At 49.0% G+C, this 17,390-nt stretch carries 11 protein-coding genes; all 11 read right to left on the bottom strand.

Features of this window, described 5'->3' with window-relative positions; genetic code table 11:
• Window positions 1–158 precede the first annotated feature (158 nt).
• The 11 genes from VEI50_04700 to asnB (VEI50_04650) all read right to left on the bottom strand — a co-directional run bounded on the left by VEI50_04700 (window position 159) and on the right by asnB (VEI50_04650) (window position 17,386).
• Window positions 159–1,442: a hypothetical protein gene (locus tag VEI50_04700; protein HXX74405.1), complete on the bottom strand. Its 1,284-nt coding sequence runs from the start codon at window positions 1,440–1,442 to the stop codon at window positions 159–161.
• A gap of 27 nt (window positions 1,443–1,469) precedes the next feature.
• Window positions 1,470–2,831, bottom strand: a complete 1,362-nt coding sequence (locus tag VEI50_04695) for an O-antigen ligase family protein (GenBank protein ID HXX74404.1) — start codon at window positions 2,829–2,831, stop codon at window positions 1,470–1,472.
• A 238-nt stretch (window positions 2,832–3,069) separates the two neighbouring features.
• On the bottom strand, window positions 3,070–4,305 hold the full coding sequence (locus tag VEI50_04690) for a glycosyltransferase (GenBank protein HXX74403.1): 1,236 nt from the start codon (window positions 4,303–4,305) through the stop codon (window positions 3,070–3,072).
• A gap of 39 nt (window positions 4,306–4,344) precedes the next feature.
• The gene (locus VEI50_04685; protein HXX74402.1) at window positions 4,345–5,691 is read right to left on the bottom strand and encodes a glycosyltransferase family 4 protein; all 1,347 of its coding nucleotides are present in this window, start codon (window positions 5,689–5,691) and stop codon (window positions 4,345–4,347) included.
• Window positions 5,692–5,724: 33 nt separating this feature from the next.
• A complete protein-coding gene (gene asnB / locus VEI50_04680; protein HXX74401.1) occupies window positions 5,725–7,590 on the bottom strand; it encodes an asparagine synthase (glutamine-hydrolyzing) in 1,866 nt (621 codons plus the stop codon).
• Window positions 7,591–8,276: 686 nt separating this feature from the next.
• The gene (locus tag VEI50_04675; protein HXX74400.1) at window positions 8,277–9,302 is read right to left on the bottom strand and encodes an NAD(P)-dependent oxidoreductase; all 1,026 of its coding nucleotides are present in this window, start codon (window positions 9,300–9,302) and stop codon (window positions 8,277–8,279) included.
• Complete coding sequence (locus VEI50_04670; protein HXX74399.1) at window positions 9,299–10,399, bottom strand: Gfo/Idh/MocA family oxidoreductase; 1,101 nt, start codon at window positions 10,397–10,399, stop codon at window positions 9,299–9,301. Before VEI50_04670 ends, VEI50_04675 begins: the two co-directional genes overlap by 4 nt.
• A 151-nt stretch (window positions 10,400–10,550) precedes the next feature.
• Complete coding sequence (locus tag VEI50_04665) at window positions 10,551–11,681, bottom strand: glycosyltransferase (protein ID HXX74398.1); 1,131 nt, start codon at window positions 11,679–11,681, stop codon at window positions 10,551–10,553.
• A 2-nt stretch (window positions 11,682–11,683) separates the two neighbouring features.
• Window positions 11,684–12,421 carry a glycosyltransferase gene (locus tag VEI50_04660; protein HXX74397.1) on the bottom strand — a complete coding sequence of 246 codons (738 nt, stop codon included), beginning with the start codon at window positions 12,419–12,421 and terminating at the stop codon, window positions 11,684–11,686.
• Window positions 12,422–13,257: 836 nt separating this feature from the next.
• Complete coding sequence (gene asnB, locus VEI50_04655) at window positions 13,258–15,321, bottom strand: asparagine synthase (glutamine-hydrolyzing) (protein HXX74396.1); 2,064 nt, start codon at window positions 15,319–15,321, stop codon at window positions 13,258–13,260.
• A 136-nt stretch (window positions 15,322–15,457) separates the two neighbouring features.
• The gene (gene asnB / locus VEI50_04650; GenBank protein HXX74395.1) at window positions 15,458–17,386 is read right to left on the bottom strand and encodes an asparagine synthase (glutamine-hydrolyzing); all 1,929 of its coding nucleotides are present in this window, start codon (window positions 17,384–17,386) and stop codon (window positions 15,458–15,460) included.
• Window positions 17,387–17,390: the final 4 nt, after the last annotated feature.

Below are 17,390 nucleotides of genomic sequence, written 5' to 3'. Positions count from 1 at the left end.
ATCGATTACAATGAACACCGGCCGCATGGTTCACTCGGGAACCTCACGCCCCGAGAGTTTACGGAACACGCGGCGACAACTGGGCTGCAGGAACCGGCGGATTTCCAGTTAAGAGCGGTCTAGTTTTGGGGAAAGGGTCAGAAGAACCGTCTGCGTACTTATGATCTGCTTAATAAAGGTGACCCTCTGTCATCGAGATGGCTATTGAGATATTTGGAGAGAACCTCCGCTTCATTCATTCCGATCACTTTGCTCGCTGCAGGAGTCAAGTGGTAATCGAAATTATTGTACAGCCTTTCATTCCCATTGAAGTTCCTTAATGGCGTTAGGTTATCTATAAACAACCAGCCTAAATCATCCGCCATAGCCTTTAAGCTGTAGTACAGTTCTTCTTCCTGCTGAAGACCATCCTCATACGTGAAGGGCATTCTCGCGATCGTGCGCACAAAAGTGTGGTCAATAGGCTTCTGTTGAACCAATTGGTATGATGGAATGGGGCTCATAATAAGGAGCATGCCCGGGTTTTCTCTCCTGATCATTTGCAATAAGAATCGAACCCTTTGGATGCTTTCTTCACGACTGTTGGGAAAATGATGAAAGAAAATCTGTTGATTCAGAATTTGTGCAGCAAAAGCTTCTGGATATCCTACCTCCGGCTCCAAGGATGCCCTGAGGTCGTTGGCGTAAGATACCACCTTGTGCAAGCCCTGATTTTGCTGCGTTGCGACGGATAAAAGGAAGCGCAATCGAGCTGACAAATTCTCTACTCCAGCGAATTTGGCCAGAGATCGAACGATGAAAAGAATTCGGCTAGTGTGGTCTTTGTACGGATCTTCGTAGCGGTACCAGATCGGTGGGTGAACCTCATAGCCAGCCTCTGATTTCACAAAGTGCGGTCTGTCATCTACGCGAAGCATATCGTAAAAGTCGTTTCCAGTATAAAAGTTCATGACGAGTGCCGGAGGGTTAAATTGCTTCAACCGCCTCTTAAAGAGCAGATAGTCCTGTAGGGGAGAGTAGCGACCTTGTCCATATGATAGAACTTGCACCTTTCGTCTCTGTTCTCTCATTACCTCTTCAAGCACGCCAGGATGAGTTTGAGAGTTTGGTGCGCATAGTGCGGTTTGAGAATCACCCACGACTGCTATTTTAAAGCTCTCGCGGTCCGACCGGAGTTCGTCCACTCCTACTCCAGTCCGAATGCCGAGTTCATTCTGTAGTATCGAGATCCTCTGCCCTGAAGACTCGTCGGTGCAGGTCCCCTGATTGATCTTGCCTGGCATAAGAGGCGCCCAACCCAAATCAGGCTCGCCATATTCATAGCGGGGGGGGAAAAGATTGAACGTAATAAGAAATCCTTCAAACAGTAGGAGTGTGCCTATAACAACCAGGATCCACACTCCAGCTCCCAAGATACGCTTTTTGAGTCGAAAAACTTTCATCTGGGTCTGTGGATCTATTTAATTTGGTTAGCTGAGCGACACTTGGGATACAGCGACAGTACGGTTACGCTCATGTACAGAGCTTTCCGACGTATTAACCCTCTCATTCTTGATCGACTCATGGGAGACACGAGTCAAAGCAACAAGCAAGGCAAGAATCCAGATCCACACCTCTGCCTTCATGAAGTTACTGAACTGTCCCGCCACAAACCAAGATACGAACGAACAGCCTAGAGCTACCCTGTACATTCCCAGTAATGGAGCCAGACCCTTATCATCAAGTGACTTTAGATGGACGAACGAAACCGTGAACCACGTTATCAACAGAATGAACATAATAGCTCCAGGGAGCCCCTGGTCAACAAGAACTGCCATAAATGTGTTATGCGCCGCTATCCTTTTCTCCTCTGCAACCAGTACTCCCTGTCCTTCGAGCAGTTCCTGCGGCATGTAACGGGGACTCAGAACTTCGTTCCCTCTGTGCCCTACTCCCAGTGGATTGTCCAAAAACATCTTCCACTGATAGTTTATAAGGTCGAGCCTCCCTTTCGCGCTAACATCCATCGTCGATACATCGGAAGTTTGAAGCGTGCCTACTCGTTCCCAAAAAAGTGGATGTGCGAGGAGGAGAAGTAAAAGAACGGCTAACGCAGCAGCGGCATAAATATGCTTTCGGTATGTTCGTGGACTCAGGTAGAATGACACAACACCGCCGCTTAAGAGACCGAGAAAGCCACCTCTGCTAAGAGCCAAGACGAATGCGTTCAACAAGAATGGAATCATGAGTAATACCACCCAGCGCTTACTGCCTGGAAGCGTCAGGAACATAATCCCAGCAAAGAAAAGGCCTGTCGTTAAATGCATCGCAGCCCCGTTGGAGCCCGCAACATCACCGGCTCCAATCGACTCCAAGCGACCCCCTTGCGGAGTTGTGTAGGCGATCCATCCCCACATGAAGCAGCCGACAACATGGACCCAGGAGAAGAATTCAAAGCCTTCCTCATTTAATACGATGTGAGTAATTAAATAAGCTAGTACCAGATATTTCGTAAAGAGAATGGCACCTTCCAAATTCTTGGATATATCGACCGCCCAGATGCTTTGAATCCACACCCACAGGGTATAAGCAAAAAGTAGGCGTACGCCCCAGTTGGCAAACCATGAAGGACCTGTGCTGGAAGAAGCCCTCCATATCGTTGCGATTAAGGTGACCACTGCAGCAAGGAGTGACCAACGTAAATCCGGAATCTCAGCTCCCCACCACGACGCTGCGGGTGGGTTATAGAAGATGAAGAGATAGCTGAACAAACCAAATATTGGATGGCGAAGTAGAGCAGCAGCTAGTCCAAGTGCATATAACCCAAGGATTAGAATAGCAGTAAGATTCATCGGTGGAATTGGAGCTGATCAGTTAGGACTACTCAGTACGGATCGCAGGTTCCGATAACTAAGAACTGTGTCCGAAGGATGAGATGATTGGTCAGGCGACAAATGCAACAGTTATTCGACATGGAAGAATCTCGATCCCGGTGGTATCCCGCATGGCGCTGGTGCGTCTCAAGATTTACTGTTTCGAGACAACAGATTAAGCGCACGTCCCGCCGTCGGTAGGCTGCGCTTAGAAGTATCATCTGCTTCTTTTTTCAGGATCAACTGATCTTCTCTTCGCAAGATCTACATAAAGCTTGTCGTACTGAATAACCGTCTTGCTCCAGGATCTATTAAGCTGAACGCTAGCCCTGGCATTTTTCCGAATATGGTCCAAATTGTTTTCATTTTCGGCTATATAGATTATTTTTTTCGCTAAATCCGAAACATCTCCAGCCTTGAATAATACTCCGTCGTATCCGTCGCTAACCAACTCTCTGTGACCTCCAACATCACTAGCCAAGACTAGTTTCTGAAGAGCCATCGCCTCTAGTGGTTTCAATGGTGTGACTTTTTCAGTCAACCTCATTTTCTTTCGAGGGTATACAAAGAGGTCGATCACAGAATAGTAGTCAGGAATTTCAGGATATGGAACTTTTCCGGTAAAGATAATATGGCTGTCTACTTTATGTGACCTGGCGAGGTCGGCAAGCCGATTTCCATGGTCCTCTCCTACGAGAAGTAGGCGCACATTGGGCAGATGTTTGACTACTTCAGCTAGTGCTTGTACAAGATCATCCAGCCCCTCCCAATAACGGAAGGAACCGATGAACCCTATCACAAACTTGCCATTAAGGCCTAATTGATTCTTTAGACCCTCGTGCGCTTTTCGTGGAAGAAATTGATCTACATCTATTCCATTGGGAACAACTACCACACTGCCCTCTGGAACACCATAGGATAGGACCTCTCGTTTTATTCCTTCACAGATAACGGTAACTGCATCAACCAGGCGCAGCAAACGACAATCGATCCATTGACTAATATGATATCTCATCCTATCGAAGAGAGAAGGAATGCGATCCTCTGGTAACTCTTCCCATAAGGTCCGTACCTCGTAAACCACTGGCAGTTGCAATCGACGCCCAACAGCATATGCCGGGATTACATTCAGGGAAGGAGAATGAGCATGAATTAGGTCAACCTTCTCTCTCTGGGCAATTTCTTTAATTCTTGAATATAGCCTAAGCATCAACAGGCTTTCCTTGAGGAAAGGCAAAGCAAAAACACCGTATTTCGGCTCTTCCGGAAGCGTCCGGTAGAATGATACTCCGTGAATAACCTCAACTGGTGAAGTGGGTCTTTCATGTTTTGGCGAGGTGACTGCTGTCACATTCAGACCTTGCAGTTTCTGATGCTGCAAGATGTTGAAACTTCGTATGCTGTACCCATCAATATAAGGCAGACTGTGATTGAGGACATGTAGGACTTTCATAAAGCAACCTGCTTTGTGAGAGCGAAAATTTGACTATAGTCAAGTGCGTTGCCCCGGAGCATCTGGATCAGCCCTTTCCGGCAGCAGCGAAAACTCGATGTTTTCTGCTCGGGTCACAATTGATGAAAGATGCGAATAGCACTCTTCAGCAACGACCCTCCAAGTCCGATTATGGGCATGCGCCACAATGCGGTCCCTATCCCAATTACGAGCAAGGCAACGAACGATGGTATTTGCTATGGAGTGAGCATCCTGCGGCACAAGAACCCCCAATTCAGGATCACATAAAACCATTGGGTTGCCTCCAACCGGAGTCGTGATGCAAGGAAGACCACAGGCTAGCGCCTCAAGCAACACGTTTGCAGACCCTTCACGCGAAGTCGCCAGGCAAAATAGGTCTGCCGCCCTATACCAGTCTGCCAGTACTTGCGGTGGTTGGGATTTGACTATGTGTACTCTGCCACTCAACCCATACCGTTCCGTCAGTCCTTCGATCTCATGCTTAGCATCCGCCTCATGGTCAGGATCGCCAACAATATAAAGCGTCAGGTCGGGAAACTTGTCTCGAATTAGAGCCAGTGCTTCTACGAGGGTCGGGTGCCCCTTGGACATGTGCAGCCGCCCCACAGAAAGCAAGATTCTGCCTTCCAGCGGTAATCCAAGGCGACGGCGAGACGCCGTTTTATCAGATGGATAGAATCGGTTTGGATCTACACCGTTGGGGATTACGACCACTTTTGAGGCAGGAATATCCAGAGCTTCAACTGCCTCCTTCAAATCTTCAGAAAGCGCAATTACAATGCCTGCCGTTTTAAAGGCCCACCGGATAAGTTGGCGTCGGCCGAGCTGATGGGAAAAGATATTTATGTCGTCGCCACGAACAGTAATCGCCAAAGGAAGTTTCAATACCTTTGCTAGAATTGCAGCTGCCACGCCATCAGGGTAAGCCCAATGGGCATCGATAATGTTAAACTTGATCGTTTGGGCCAACTCTACTGCTGAGGCAAGGGAGCCCATGCCCATCAACAGTCCATCGAGCGTCTTGAAAACCTTCGGTATCCCAATCCAACGAGGATGCTTGACTTCCAAGCCGTCTTGGTAGTCTATCTTCTCAATCTGAGAGTACCGATAGTACCGCTTGCCTAGCCATTGCGTTGGAGGGGCCCAAGGCACTGGTGCAATCACCCGCACATCGCAGAGCTTCGACAACGCCTTGACCCGCTCTCGCACAAAAAGGCCCTGTCTTGGTAGTTGTGAGTTGGGAAATAAGCTAGTAAAGCATAGTACACGGAGTCGTCCGTCTGCTGGCGTCGACTTCTCAGCTTCATCCAGCCCCGATGCCTGCGGGACCATACCGACTTCCCCCTGTATTCCCTTTAGAATCATGCTTCCACCTATCGTATGGCTCATCCCTTGCTATTAGGGAACGAAGGCCTTATGCCATTCTTCCAAGACAATTAGTTGCCAGATTCTGCGATCAACGTTGGCGTCATTGCTATCGAGCCGAGCGAGAAGCCCTTGGAAGTATTCCTTCCTAAAGTAACCACGTTCTTGGGTCTGGCGATCCGTGAGCAGATCTCTTACATATCCTCGCAGTGGTCCTCTGAACATGTACTCAAGAGGGGTTGGAAACCCCATCTTTTTTCGCCTTAAGATCTTCGCAGGGAGAATACCGTGCATAGCCCGCTTTAAGATCCGCTTGGATTCCCACCAATCTGACTTTTCGGCAGATGGAACTCGAGCAGCGAATTCAACGACACGATGGTCAAGAAAGGGGACCCGAAGTTCTACGGAATGTGCCATGGTCATTTTGTCAGCCTTAATTAGAATATCATCCGGCAACCAAGTCTTGAGATCCAGATAAAGTAGCCGGCTAAGGCTGTCTCGATGTCGACTGCGCTCGTAGCATTGCACAAGCGTGTTGGCCGGCGAGTTCTTAGAAAGTGTTTCTATAAATGAATTAGTGTACACCTCCTCCCATGACATTGGTCCGTACATCGAGACACCCGAATAACGTTGCTCAAAGGGAAGAGCACCAAGCGCAAGGTATCTTTCGACTTTAGGCATACCCCATGCCTTGGCAAGGGACGCTAGAAGATAAAATGGTTTAGGCCCAACGATAGATCTCATGGTTTCCAGAATCTGCATGTATCGATAGATGTCGTAACCACCAAAAAGTTCGTCCGCGCCTTCTCCAGAAAGTACGACCTTCACATGCTTTGAGGCTAACTCCGCGATTAGGTAAAAGGAAATGGCGGAAGCTTCGCTGACGGGTTCCTCCATCTGCTGGACCATTCTTGGAATCAGATTCTCGAATTTCTCTGGAGTCAAGATGATCTCGTGATGTTCTGTCTGAAAGGCCTGTGCCACTGCCCGAGCATACACCCGCTCATCATATGGAGCACCCATGTCAAACGCTAATGAGAAGCTTTTGAGTTCATTACGATTAAATAGCCTCGTTAGGGCCGTTACCGTGCTAGAATCGAGGCCACCGCTCAAAAAAACACCGACTGGAACATCACTACGAAGGTGGATCCGAACAGAATCAACCAGGAGTTCCCGAAGGGAAGCCGCTCGGGACTCCGGGGTTCCCTGTACCTCGCTTTCGAATGGTAGATCCCAATACCTTTCCTTACGGATCTCCCCCTCCTCCACAAAAAGGATGTGACCTGGAAGTAACTTGAAGATCCCCTGAAACATCGTATGCTCTCCAGGCACATAGCCTAAACAGAAGTAAGGGTCGATGGCTGATGTTTCTACTCCCCGGTATGTCCCTGGTATAGCCAGCAGAGCCTTAATCTCGGAAGCAAAAACAATTCCTCCGGCGGTCGGTGCCCAGTAGAGCGGCTTAATACCGACCCTGTCGCGGGCCAGGAGGAGCCGCCGGCGCTCACGATCCCAAAGGGCGAAGGCAAACATCCCTATAAAATCCTGTAAGCATTTCTCTCCCACCATCTCATATTGGGTTAGAATTACTTCGGTGTCAGTAAGACTTCGGAAAACATATCCGAGCCTGGTCAATTCCGATGCCAACTCCACATAATTGTAGACCTCACCATTGTAGGAGATCACCGTTCGACCTGACGGAGCTACCATTGGCTGATGTCCTGCCGCTGAAGTGTCAAGAATGCTTAGGCGCCGATGCCCGAGGCCCAGTGATCCGTCCAGGAAGATCCCCTCATCATCTGGGCCTCGGTGCGATACATGAGTCAGCATAGAACGGATGAGGTCCTGGCTTACCGGCTCTTCGCTTCGGTAGTTGTAAATTCCAACAATTGCGCACATAGTCCCCTCAGTTGAAGCTCTGCCTTAATTTAAGAGCATCTAAGATATCTACTCAATTCAAGTCGTGTAGCCTTGAAAGAACACTCAGATAACGGTATTGTTTACTGAGGACATTGCCTTGCAGGTGATAGCTGCTTGGGTGACCGGCAACAAAAGACCTCCTATACAGGAGATATCGATGCTGAACACTTGAGCAGGCTTTTATGGACCCTGCTGGTTGCAACGTCATGCGCCATGACGATGCAGTCTGACTGAACCCATCTATTTGGCCTCGTAGCAAGCCAGGATTGTGGCTCAGACCTAAATGGACAGTTGCGCACCGGCTCCTCTCTCAGGAGAGCGCCTTACTACGGCCAGTCCTTGTAGCAGGCTCCCTCGGTGCTCGTCCGACCGCCCACGCCATTGGTTCGTGAGTCTCGCGCTAGGTCATACTGAGCACTGTGTGCAGACCTACAACAAGACCGCTCGACCCTTTGCATGGACCGCGACCGTGTGCACAATCGCGACGGAAGTCCGCCAAATTCACGAACGTATTTCTCGGACACAATACTGGTTTTGCAAGGTTAATTGGTCTACTGCAGATTAAACATTCAATGAGTCGCTTCGGAACGGTCACAGGTCAGCAGCAAAGGTACTCGCGAGGGTTTACCAAATCACGTGTACTAAAATAATCGGCTTACAGCGCATCAACTTCTTTGGTTCGCCTTCTCTGCTTTGGCCAGAAATACAAAGGTAGCGTCCAGGGCATCCCTCATAGAAATCTTGGGTGTCCAGCCCAGAAGTTGCTTCGCCTTAGCGTTGTTAAAGCGATGACCTTTCCACATCGTTTCAACCTCGTAAGGAGAAACCACCGCAGGGATGTGACCCTTTGTTCTTCGCGTGTACCAAATGTTACAATATGACAGAGGCTTGAGAAGCCAATATGGTATTCGAATAGTCTTAAGAGCTTTGACTTCTGTGCGGTAGCGGCGAATCAAGTCTTTCCCCATAGGGAGTTCATCGTCTACAATACAGAATACTTCTTTGCCAATGCTTGGTACTGTCCCAGCCAATATAATGGCTTCCGCACAGTTATCGACGTATGTAAGAGGCATTACGTTAGAGCTCCCCAGGTCCAAGAAAATGCCAAACACATTTAATCCAAGGCGTGAATGTAGAATCTCACCGCCTGGACCAAAGATCCCGCCAGGCCGAATAACAACGAGTGGAAGGTTATGTTCTTTTGCATACCTCCACGCCAGCACTTCCTGTTGATGTTTCGAAAAGGAATAGGGATCGCGCCATTCAGGGTGTTCTTCCATAGCAATACTCTCATCGATGATATCTCCTCTTCGCTGACTCGCGGCACCGATCACCCCGAAAGAGCTCACAAGTACAAAACGTGACACCCCGGTCTCAACCGACGCTTTGTAAAGGTATTCGGAGCCCACTACCGTGTTTGCCACTAAGGAAGGAGCCGCGCCTTTTTTTGATGCTGCCGCGTGATAAACAATTCCCACGCCTTGAAGGGCTTTCTTCAAAGCGTCCGAATCATTAAAGCTCGCGGGAAAGACCTCCAGTTGAACTGAGGGAAACTCTGCTTGGAGAGACCGGAAAATATCCCTTGGAGTTCCTGGGCGTACAAGACATCGAACCCTTTTGTGGCCCAGTTCCAGGGATTTCCTGACAAGACGCTTACCCAGGAATCCAGTTCCACCTGTGATAAGTATCATACAGACACCCTCTCACTCATCAACGCCGGGTCATTGGCATTGCACTGCTGAAAAATGTCGTCCATGATGGCTGTCGTTCGAAGAGCCTCGGACATTGCGATTGGCATCTCACCCTTTCCTTCAATTGCCCGATAAAAGCGGTAAAATAACTCCTTCATTCCTTCAAAGAAATGAAGACGGGCATTCACGAGTTTGCCTAGGTTGCTGAGATACTCGCGCAATACTTCACGGGCCTCATTCTGAGCCCAATGCACCTTCTGGAATGGCTGCGGAAGAGAAGAACCTTCAACTACCTTTAATGTGCGCGAATCCAAACTCACAGTTGCTTGTCCTCTTGTCCCATAGACAACTATGTAAAGCTGGACGGGTCTTGCACTACATGAAAAGACTAGATTACCAGTCGTCCTTTCCCCTCGAATAAAAACGCGTAACTCATCAAACAGAAGATCTCTAACATCTCCATATGTCTGCTCTCTAAGCCTAAATCCACATGCATGAATGTAGGGATTCTGGTCCCTGAGGAATTCCAACATCAACGAGAGAGGATGGGAAATGTTGTTTTGAGCTAGTCCCCCCGGTAGTTTGTGAAGCCAATGAGTCGGATCGCCCATGAACACAGACCCAAAATTTCCGGCTAAGTTGTACCCCATCACGGCGTCCACGTGGCGTATTTCTCCAAGTTTTCCAGCTTGGTGTAGCGCCTTCAGTCGAACAAAAGAATTATCATACACGTAATTGTGCCCTACACACACCAGCTTTCCAACGCGTGTCGCTACGTCGATCAATTCCTCGGCTTCGGCGCGATTCAAAGTAAATGGCTTCTCGATATAGGCATGAGAACCAAGCTCAACTACCGATTTTCCAACAAGTAAATGGGTCGCAGGAGGCGTGGTAATGTGGACAACTTCGGGCCTGACTTCCCCTAACATTTTTGCGAGGGATGTATATGTGCCTGGAATTCCGAATCGAACTGCCGCCTGCTTGGCCATGTGAACATTGGCATCACATACTGCGGCGACTTCGATCCCAGGAAGCTTCCTAGCTTCCTGGATATGGGCATCAGCAATTTGGCCACAACCAACTATCGCGATCTTCATGATGACCCCTTTCTCAGTGCTGCAGGGCTTTATCGCAGGGACATAGCGACTGATGTGCTAAAATCCCGTTCGAGGTTAAGATGTTCGGCAATCACTCTTATGAAATTTCGATGAACTCGCACAAGGCAATTTTTGGTCGAACTTCGCTTCGCTAGACATACATCTTCTTCGATTCGAAAATTTCCAAATACGTTCGTTCATAGGCCTGCACCATGCCATCCAAACTGAAGTGGTCTTGAACACGAAGACGACAAGCAGCACTGAACTGTAACCGCAATTCTGGGGCATTGATAAGCTTTATTAAAGAATCTGCGACAGCCCTTGGCTGACCGGCATTGACTAGCAAACCAGTTTCTCCATGAACAACAATCTCAGGAATTCCACCAACTTTGGTGGCAACAACTGCAACTCCGGCACTCATTGCCTCAAGAATGCTATTGGGTATACCCTCACGAATAGAGCTCGACGCGAAGATATCCATCGCATTCAATAATTCTGCGGTATCATCCCTGTTTCCGAGGAACCTAACATATTCGTTAATGTTGAGCTCCTTAGACAAGGCCTCCAAGGCTGGCCTTTCTGGTCCCTTTCCGATGAGTAACAGGCGCGCTTGAGGATTGGAGCGTACGACGAGGGCCATAGCCCTCAATAAGGAGCGATAGTCTTTATCTTCGCAAAGTCGCCCAATGCTTCCGATCGCCACATGGTCGTCTTCCAGTACCAACTCCTCGCGTTTCTTGATCCTTAGTGCTGGATCCGAACTGAACCGCTGCAGATTAACCCCATTCACGATGGTTTTGACTTTATGCGGGGAAACCTTAAACCTATAGACGAACTTATATCGTAAGTCCTCCGATACGGTGATAAATTGGTCGGTCGCATATTGAAGGCATCTGTAGGCAAAAATCCGACGCCATTTATTAAGATGGCCGAGACCGTGTTCGCCATGGACCAGTGCTGGAACAGCAGCTATCTTCGCTGCCAAAAGACCTTCTAAATAGGTACCCCATGCATGAGTGTGTACGATATCAACGTTAGCATTCTTAAAGAGTGTTGCTAACTGCACTGGCAATCGCCAGTCGTTTCCTAATCCCTTTTTTAAGACATGAACTGATACCTTTCTGCCAACGATGCGTTGAACTGAATCACACTCTGGACTGAACGAACAGACAGAAAACCGAAATTTAGAAGGATCTGCATTGTTAATGAGATTGACAATTCCATTTTCCGTTCCCCCGATCCCGAACGAATGTACAACGTGACAGACATGTACCAAAGACACGTTTATCGCCCCGCTATATTATCTAATGACTCTGCAAGACGTTGCGTAAGGTGTATGGCATTGTATTTATGGTGATGACTTGTCGGAAATTCTTCGCTTAGCTTTTGCCGTAAGTGCATTTTGCATAGAGACCTGACTTCCTGCTTTATTGATTCAATATCGTCTGGTTCTACAACCCTCCCGACACGATCAGAAAGAACCAACTGGCCGGTTGCGCCATCACGCGGCGTCAGGGCTAATATAGGCTTGCCTGCCTGTATGTACTCGAACAACTTGGCCGGAATTTGGGTTGTCGTTTTCGGCTGTATGAGCAAGAGGACGTCCGAACTAGCCATGTATTGGAGAGCTTCTTGATGTGGCACTTGAGGAACCAGATTGACGACATAGTGAAGGACTGGATGTCTCGAGAAGAACTCGGTTAAACTCGTCTCCATTGCGCCAATGAGGTTGACACGAAGACAATCCTTAGAAATAGATTCGTCCATGATCAATTGCTCTATTGCCAACAGCAGGTTGGTTGGGTCCCTTGTGTCACATAGAGAACCAACGTGCGTCAGAGTAAATGTTTGTCTGTTATCCGGGATTGTTTCAGACAAGCCACGATCATCGGGATCAAAGCCATTCGTGATCGTGAGAAATTTGCTAGGGTTCAAGAAAGGATATCGTTGAACAAAATCTTCGCGCAGCAACGCTGTGTTTGCGATAACGATGTTGGCATGGCTAACAACGGCGTGTTCCATTGATGCCTCTAGCTTTTGCCTCATCTTCGATTTGATGTTCCTCCAAGGATTCTGAGTCCACGGGTCTCTGAAGTCAGCTATCCATGGGATGCCTGTGAGTCTGTGAATGCAATAGCCAATTAGATGAGCGGTCCAGGGCTTGCCTGTAGAGTAAACCACGCTAACTTCGAGCTTACGCACATTGACTATACCTGCCCACACGGCAGGCAACAGCCATCCCACCTGAGGGTCCGGAGTATTCAACGAACCCGTAATACAATCTTTGAGTTTTTGCCACCTAGAAACAGTCGACGAATTTGCCGCGCGCTTTTCTTGAAGCTCAGGAGTGCGTGGTCGAAGTGCTAATAGACGCCGTAACCGCAATAAAAAGCCTAGACAATCAAGTGTTGCTGTCCGAATAATGGTGCATCCAACAGAAATTTGCTGCATTAATGATGCATCAACGGGGAAAACAGGAAGATGTTCGCAATAAACTGTAGGCTTAACAGTAAGAATCACTGGGTCCCAACCAAACTTAGGCAAATATTTCACGAATCGCAACGTGCGATATGTTCCGCTTGCGCTACATGGTGGGAAGAAGTATGCAATAACTAAGACATTCTTCACGGCAATTCTGTGCCACTAGGGAGGTTGTAGGGAGATTCTCTTCTCTTCTCTTCTCTATTCTATGAAGGTTCGTCGGCAGCCGGTCGTACGGCACGTCTCATGTAGCTTCCTGACACAGCTCAACTATTCCATAGTTTTCTGCCCCGCGCCGACCTACGCACATACTACCTGCCCGCCCAATCGCATGAATTTATCGAACCGATGGTCGGCGGCGGGGATTCCCTTGACCATCAGGCGGGACTCCTAGTTTCACCTATTCGCTCTTCTGTACCCCCCGAGCTCGATGGCGTACGTCTTCCCTCAGGACGGGCCCTTCTGACCCCAGAATCAGTAAAGCCTAAGCATTTTACGCCATTAATACTTAAACCGCTTCTAAAGGAAGAAGTAGACATTGCCTCCTTGTCCAGGCTTGGAGGTTCAGCCGGCAATGTTCGAGCCCAAACCTCAAACTGTGCTACGTTAAATAGCTTACCGGCTGCATCTATTTGCCCAATTCGATGTCGCTCGAGATCCTTGAGGATTTCCCTCACGTTATAAATGCCTCTTTCTCGTGCTTCGCGGCTTGTTAAGAGATCCCGGATGGCCTCATAGAGATCATTGGCAAACCACTTTTTGATGGGTGTGGGAAAGCCCATCTTGTCAGGTCGAGTTCTCACTGAATCCGGGATGTGACCGCGCATTGCTTCCCTCAACACGAATTTGTTCCAGGGGCCCTGCAGTTTCCACTTAGGTCGCATGTTTGCTATGAGCGCAACTAACCGGTAGTCGAGGAAGGGCAGCCGCGCCTCAACTGAATGAGCCATCGAATTGCGATCTTCTATTCTCAGATAGAGTGGCAGAGGAGAAGATTCTACGGACCGTCTCAGGATAGCATTCAGGGTGCGGCTCGATCCGTCAAACTCAGCCGGGACGACGTGACAAACTAGTTCCGGCTTAAACCAGGGATGATTTCGATCGTGTCTCCGTTGCCTCAAGCGAGCTAGTTCGCGATAGAGGGCTCCTCGTCTTAACTCCCACCGAAGCATCTGCTGCATCGCGTTCAAGAATAGTAGCCACCGCTTACCTCCGTGTATCGCTGCGAAGGCACCAATTTCCCGCCATGCTTCCCTTAGCTGACGGGCTCTCACAAGCATTTGCCAGTAGTCAGCAAAGTAACTGAAGTAGCCGGCCAAAGTTTCATCCGCTCCTTGCCCGTTTAAGATAACTCTCGTTCCGCTTGAGGCCGCCAGTTCCATCAACTTGAACCCAATGACCGCCGTCATAGAATGCACAGGTTCATCGTGATACCAAAGAACTCTTGCGAGAGTACCCCAAAGTTCGGACGGAGTCGTTTGAAGTTGTTTTATCTCGGCTCCAGTCTGCTGGAGTGTATCGCCAATGTAATTGGATTCGTCAAATTCCGAGCAGATATAAGAAAAAGCCAAAAGGGGATCGGCCGACCCGCCCCCAGAATGGCTCTTAAGTCTTGCGGCGGCACATAATATCGACGTCGAATCCAATCCGCCCGACAGGCAGACACCGACAGGCACATCACTCCGCATCCGAAGCCTTACGGAATCTTCAAAGAGTTCACCGAAGGATTGCACGGGATCATTGATATCTACAGAAGGTATCTCGCCCAGTGACCAGAATCGCCATTGTTTCCAGCGGCCTTGTAGGTCTAGATCAAAGGCGGAGCCAGGGGGAACTTGTTCAATCCCCGTGTAGAAACACTCAGTACTTTCATCCAAACGTTGATGAAGTAGGAAGGAGGATGCAATGTTCCAATTCACACCACCTGTGTACACACGCGAGTCTCGAATCGCTTTAATTTCAGAAGCAAAAAGTACATACTGCTTATTGCGATAACAATACAATGGCTTCACACCAAATCGATCACGAGAGCCAAAGAATTTTCCACGGGGCCGATCATAGATCACAAAAGCCCACATGCCATTCAACTTAGGTAAGCAGTCCGGACCCCACTCGCGATAAGCACGAAGCAGGACTTCCGTATCCCCGGTAGATTTGAACGTATGACCCAGAGCCTGAAGCTCCCGTCGAAGCTCAACATAATTGTAGATCTCTCCATTGAAGACCAAAACGATGTCACCGTCTTCGCTCACCATAGGTTGGTGAGCCGCAGATGACAGGTCGAGAATGGCAAGCCTCCTGAAACCCAGCCCAATGGGTCCTGATATATAAATCCCTTCCTCATCCGGCCCTCGATGCAGGAGGCTTGATGTCATACGCTGAATGACCGACCTATCAGCCGGTAAATTCTCTAACCCAAGCATTGCAGCTATGCCACACATATTTTACTTCCACCGAAACTGGCAATTACGTGTTGATCCTGCCATCTTGCTTATATCTATCAGAAAAAATGTAGGCAAATTCCCGCCCTTACAGGCAGGGTCCTCAATTTATTACGACCGGGTAATTCCTGCTAGGTTAGCGAATCGCGCTCAAATACGTTCCATTTTCTGAATGTGAGTCCCCTGTAACTTTACCTTCCCACCCTTCTAGGAAAATACGGTGCCAAAGCTCGAGCACAATGAGACACCAAATCCAGGTACTGTAGTCTCGGCGCCCGGTGTCATGATGACGAAGAAGCCGTCTCAATGTGTCCGGACGAAAATAGCCTCTGGCAAGCGTTCTAGTGTCCAATAGGATCTCCGACGCATACTGGCGCAACTCGTTTCTAAACCACCGGCCTTTAGGAACAGCAAAACCCTGCTTTCGTTTGCTTAGCACATTGGGTGGCAACAAGCTGGCACAGAACTTTCGGAAGATGTATTTGCTTACTTGACCGCGAAGCTTCAGAGATATTGGCAACGTGGCCATATATTCCACTAATGTATAGTCGAGCAGCGGTGAGCGAACCTCCAAAGAATGAGCCATGCTCATCCGGTCAACTTTTGTCAAAATGTCGGCTGGCAAATACTGCACGGTGTCAAAATATTGGTGGCGGCTTATGGGATCGAGATGCTTAACCTGATTAAGGATCCGATTCTCGCGTTCGAATGGATCGCATCCTCCAAGTTGCATTTTTAGGTCATTGGTATAAAGCCTGCTCTGTATGTAGGGATAGATGCCCAAGCTGGACTGGAATCCCCCATTCGTTGGCCCACCCATTGCATAGAGGTAGTTCCAGCCAGGAATTGTAAATGGCAAGGCTCCGGTCAAGGGCTTGATGATCCCTTGTCTAATCCAGCTCGGGATCAGGCCAAAGGTTCGGTGAGAATCCATTTCCTGATATCGCGTGTAACCAGCAAAAACCTCATCCCCTCCATCACCGGAAAGAGCAACAGTGACATGCTGTCGAGCAGCCTGACATACATAATAGGTTGGGACAGCTGAAGAATCGCCAAAGGGTTCGTCAAGATGCCAGATAAGATCGGGCAAGACGTCAAGACCAGTCGGTTTCACGATCATTTCGTGATGGTCCGTCCCAAGATGCTCGGCCACTCGCCGTGCGTCGTCAAGCTCTGAGTAATCGGATTCTTCAAACCCAATCGTAAAGGTCCGAACGGGCTGACTTGAAAGCTGGGCCATGAGCGCAACCACGGTGCTGGAATCAAGCCCACCGCTCAAAAAAGCCCCCAGGGGAACGTCACTCATCAAGCGGCGTCTGACGGCCTCCTGCAATAAGTGCGCGATACGGTCAACCACTTCTCCTTCATCTGGATGATTTGGCGTCGGACAAAACGTTAGTTCCCAATAAGGACTGCAGACAGTGTGCTGGTTTTTCAGCGTTAGGACATGGGCGGCTGGGACTCGGTGGATCCCTTCGATGATTGCATGCTCACCGGCGATATAACCGTGAGTAAGGTAGTCATGCATCGCAGACAGATTTAGTCTTCGTTCGATTCCACCATACGCCAATAATGCCTTAAGCTCAGACCCAAAAATGAACCGCTTAGCGTCCTGATAATAGAAGAGCGGTTTTTTCCCAAAACGATCACGTGCCAGAGTCAAACAGCTTGTGCGACGGTCCCAAAAGGCACAAGCGAACATTCCGTTGATCTTGGAGAAAGCTTCAATCCCCGAGTGCAAATACAGGGCGAGCAGCACCTCAGTGTCTGACTGGGTGGTAAAGACGTAGCCGCCTCGCTCGAGGTCAGCTTTTAACTCTAGATAGTTATAGATCTCACCGTTAAACACAACGCAGACCTGCCCATCAGAGCTTTTCATGGGCTGTTGACCGGAGACCAGATCAATGATGCTAAGCCGTCGATGAGCCAAACCCACTGGTCCGTCCCGGTAGAAGCCCTCCTGATCGGGCCCTCGATGCGTGAGCATTTTAGCCATTCCACGCAGGCCCTCTAGAGAAGACACTCGACCATCCTCGAACTCGACAACACCCGCGATGCCGCACATTACC

The organism is Nitrospiraceae bacterium (assembly GCA_035623075.1).
GTDB lineage: Bacteria > Nitrospirota > Nitrospiria > Nitrospirales > Nitrospiraceae > DASPUC01.
Note: the sequence above shows the minus strand (reverse complement) of the source record. Positions and strands in the feature narration are given on the sequence as shown.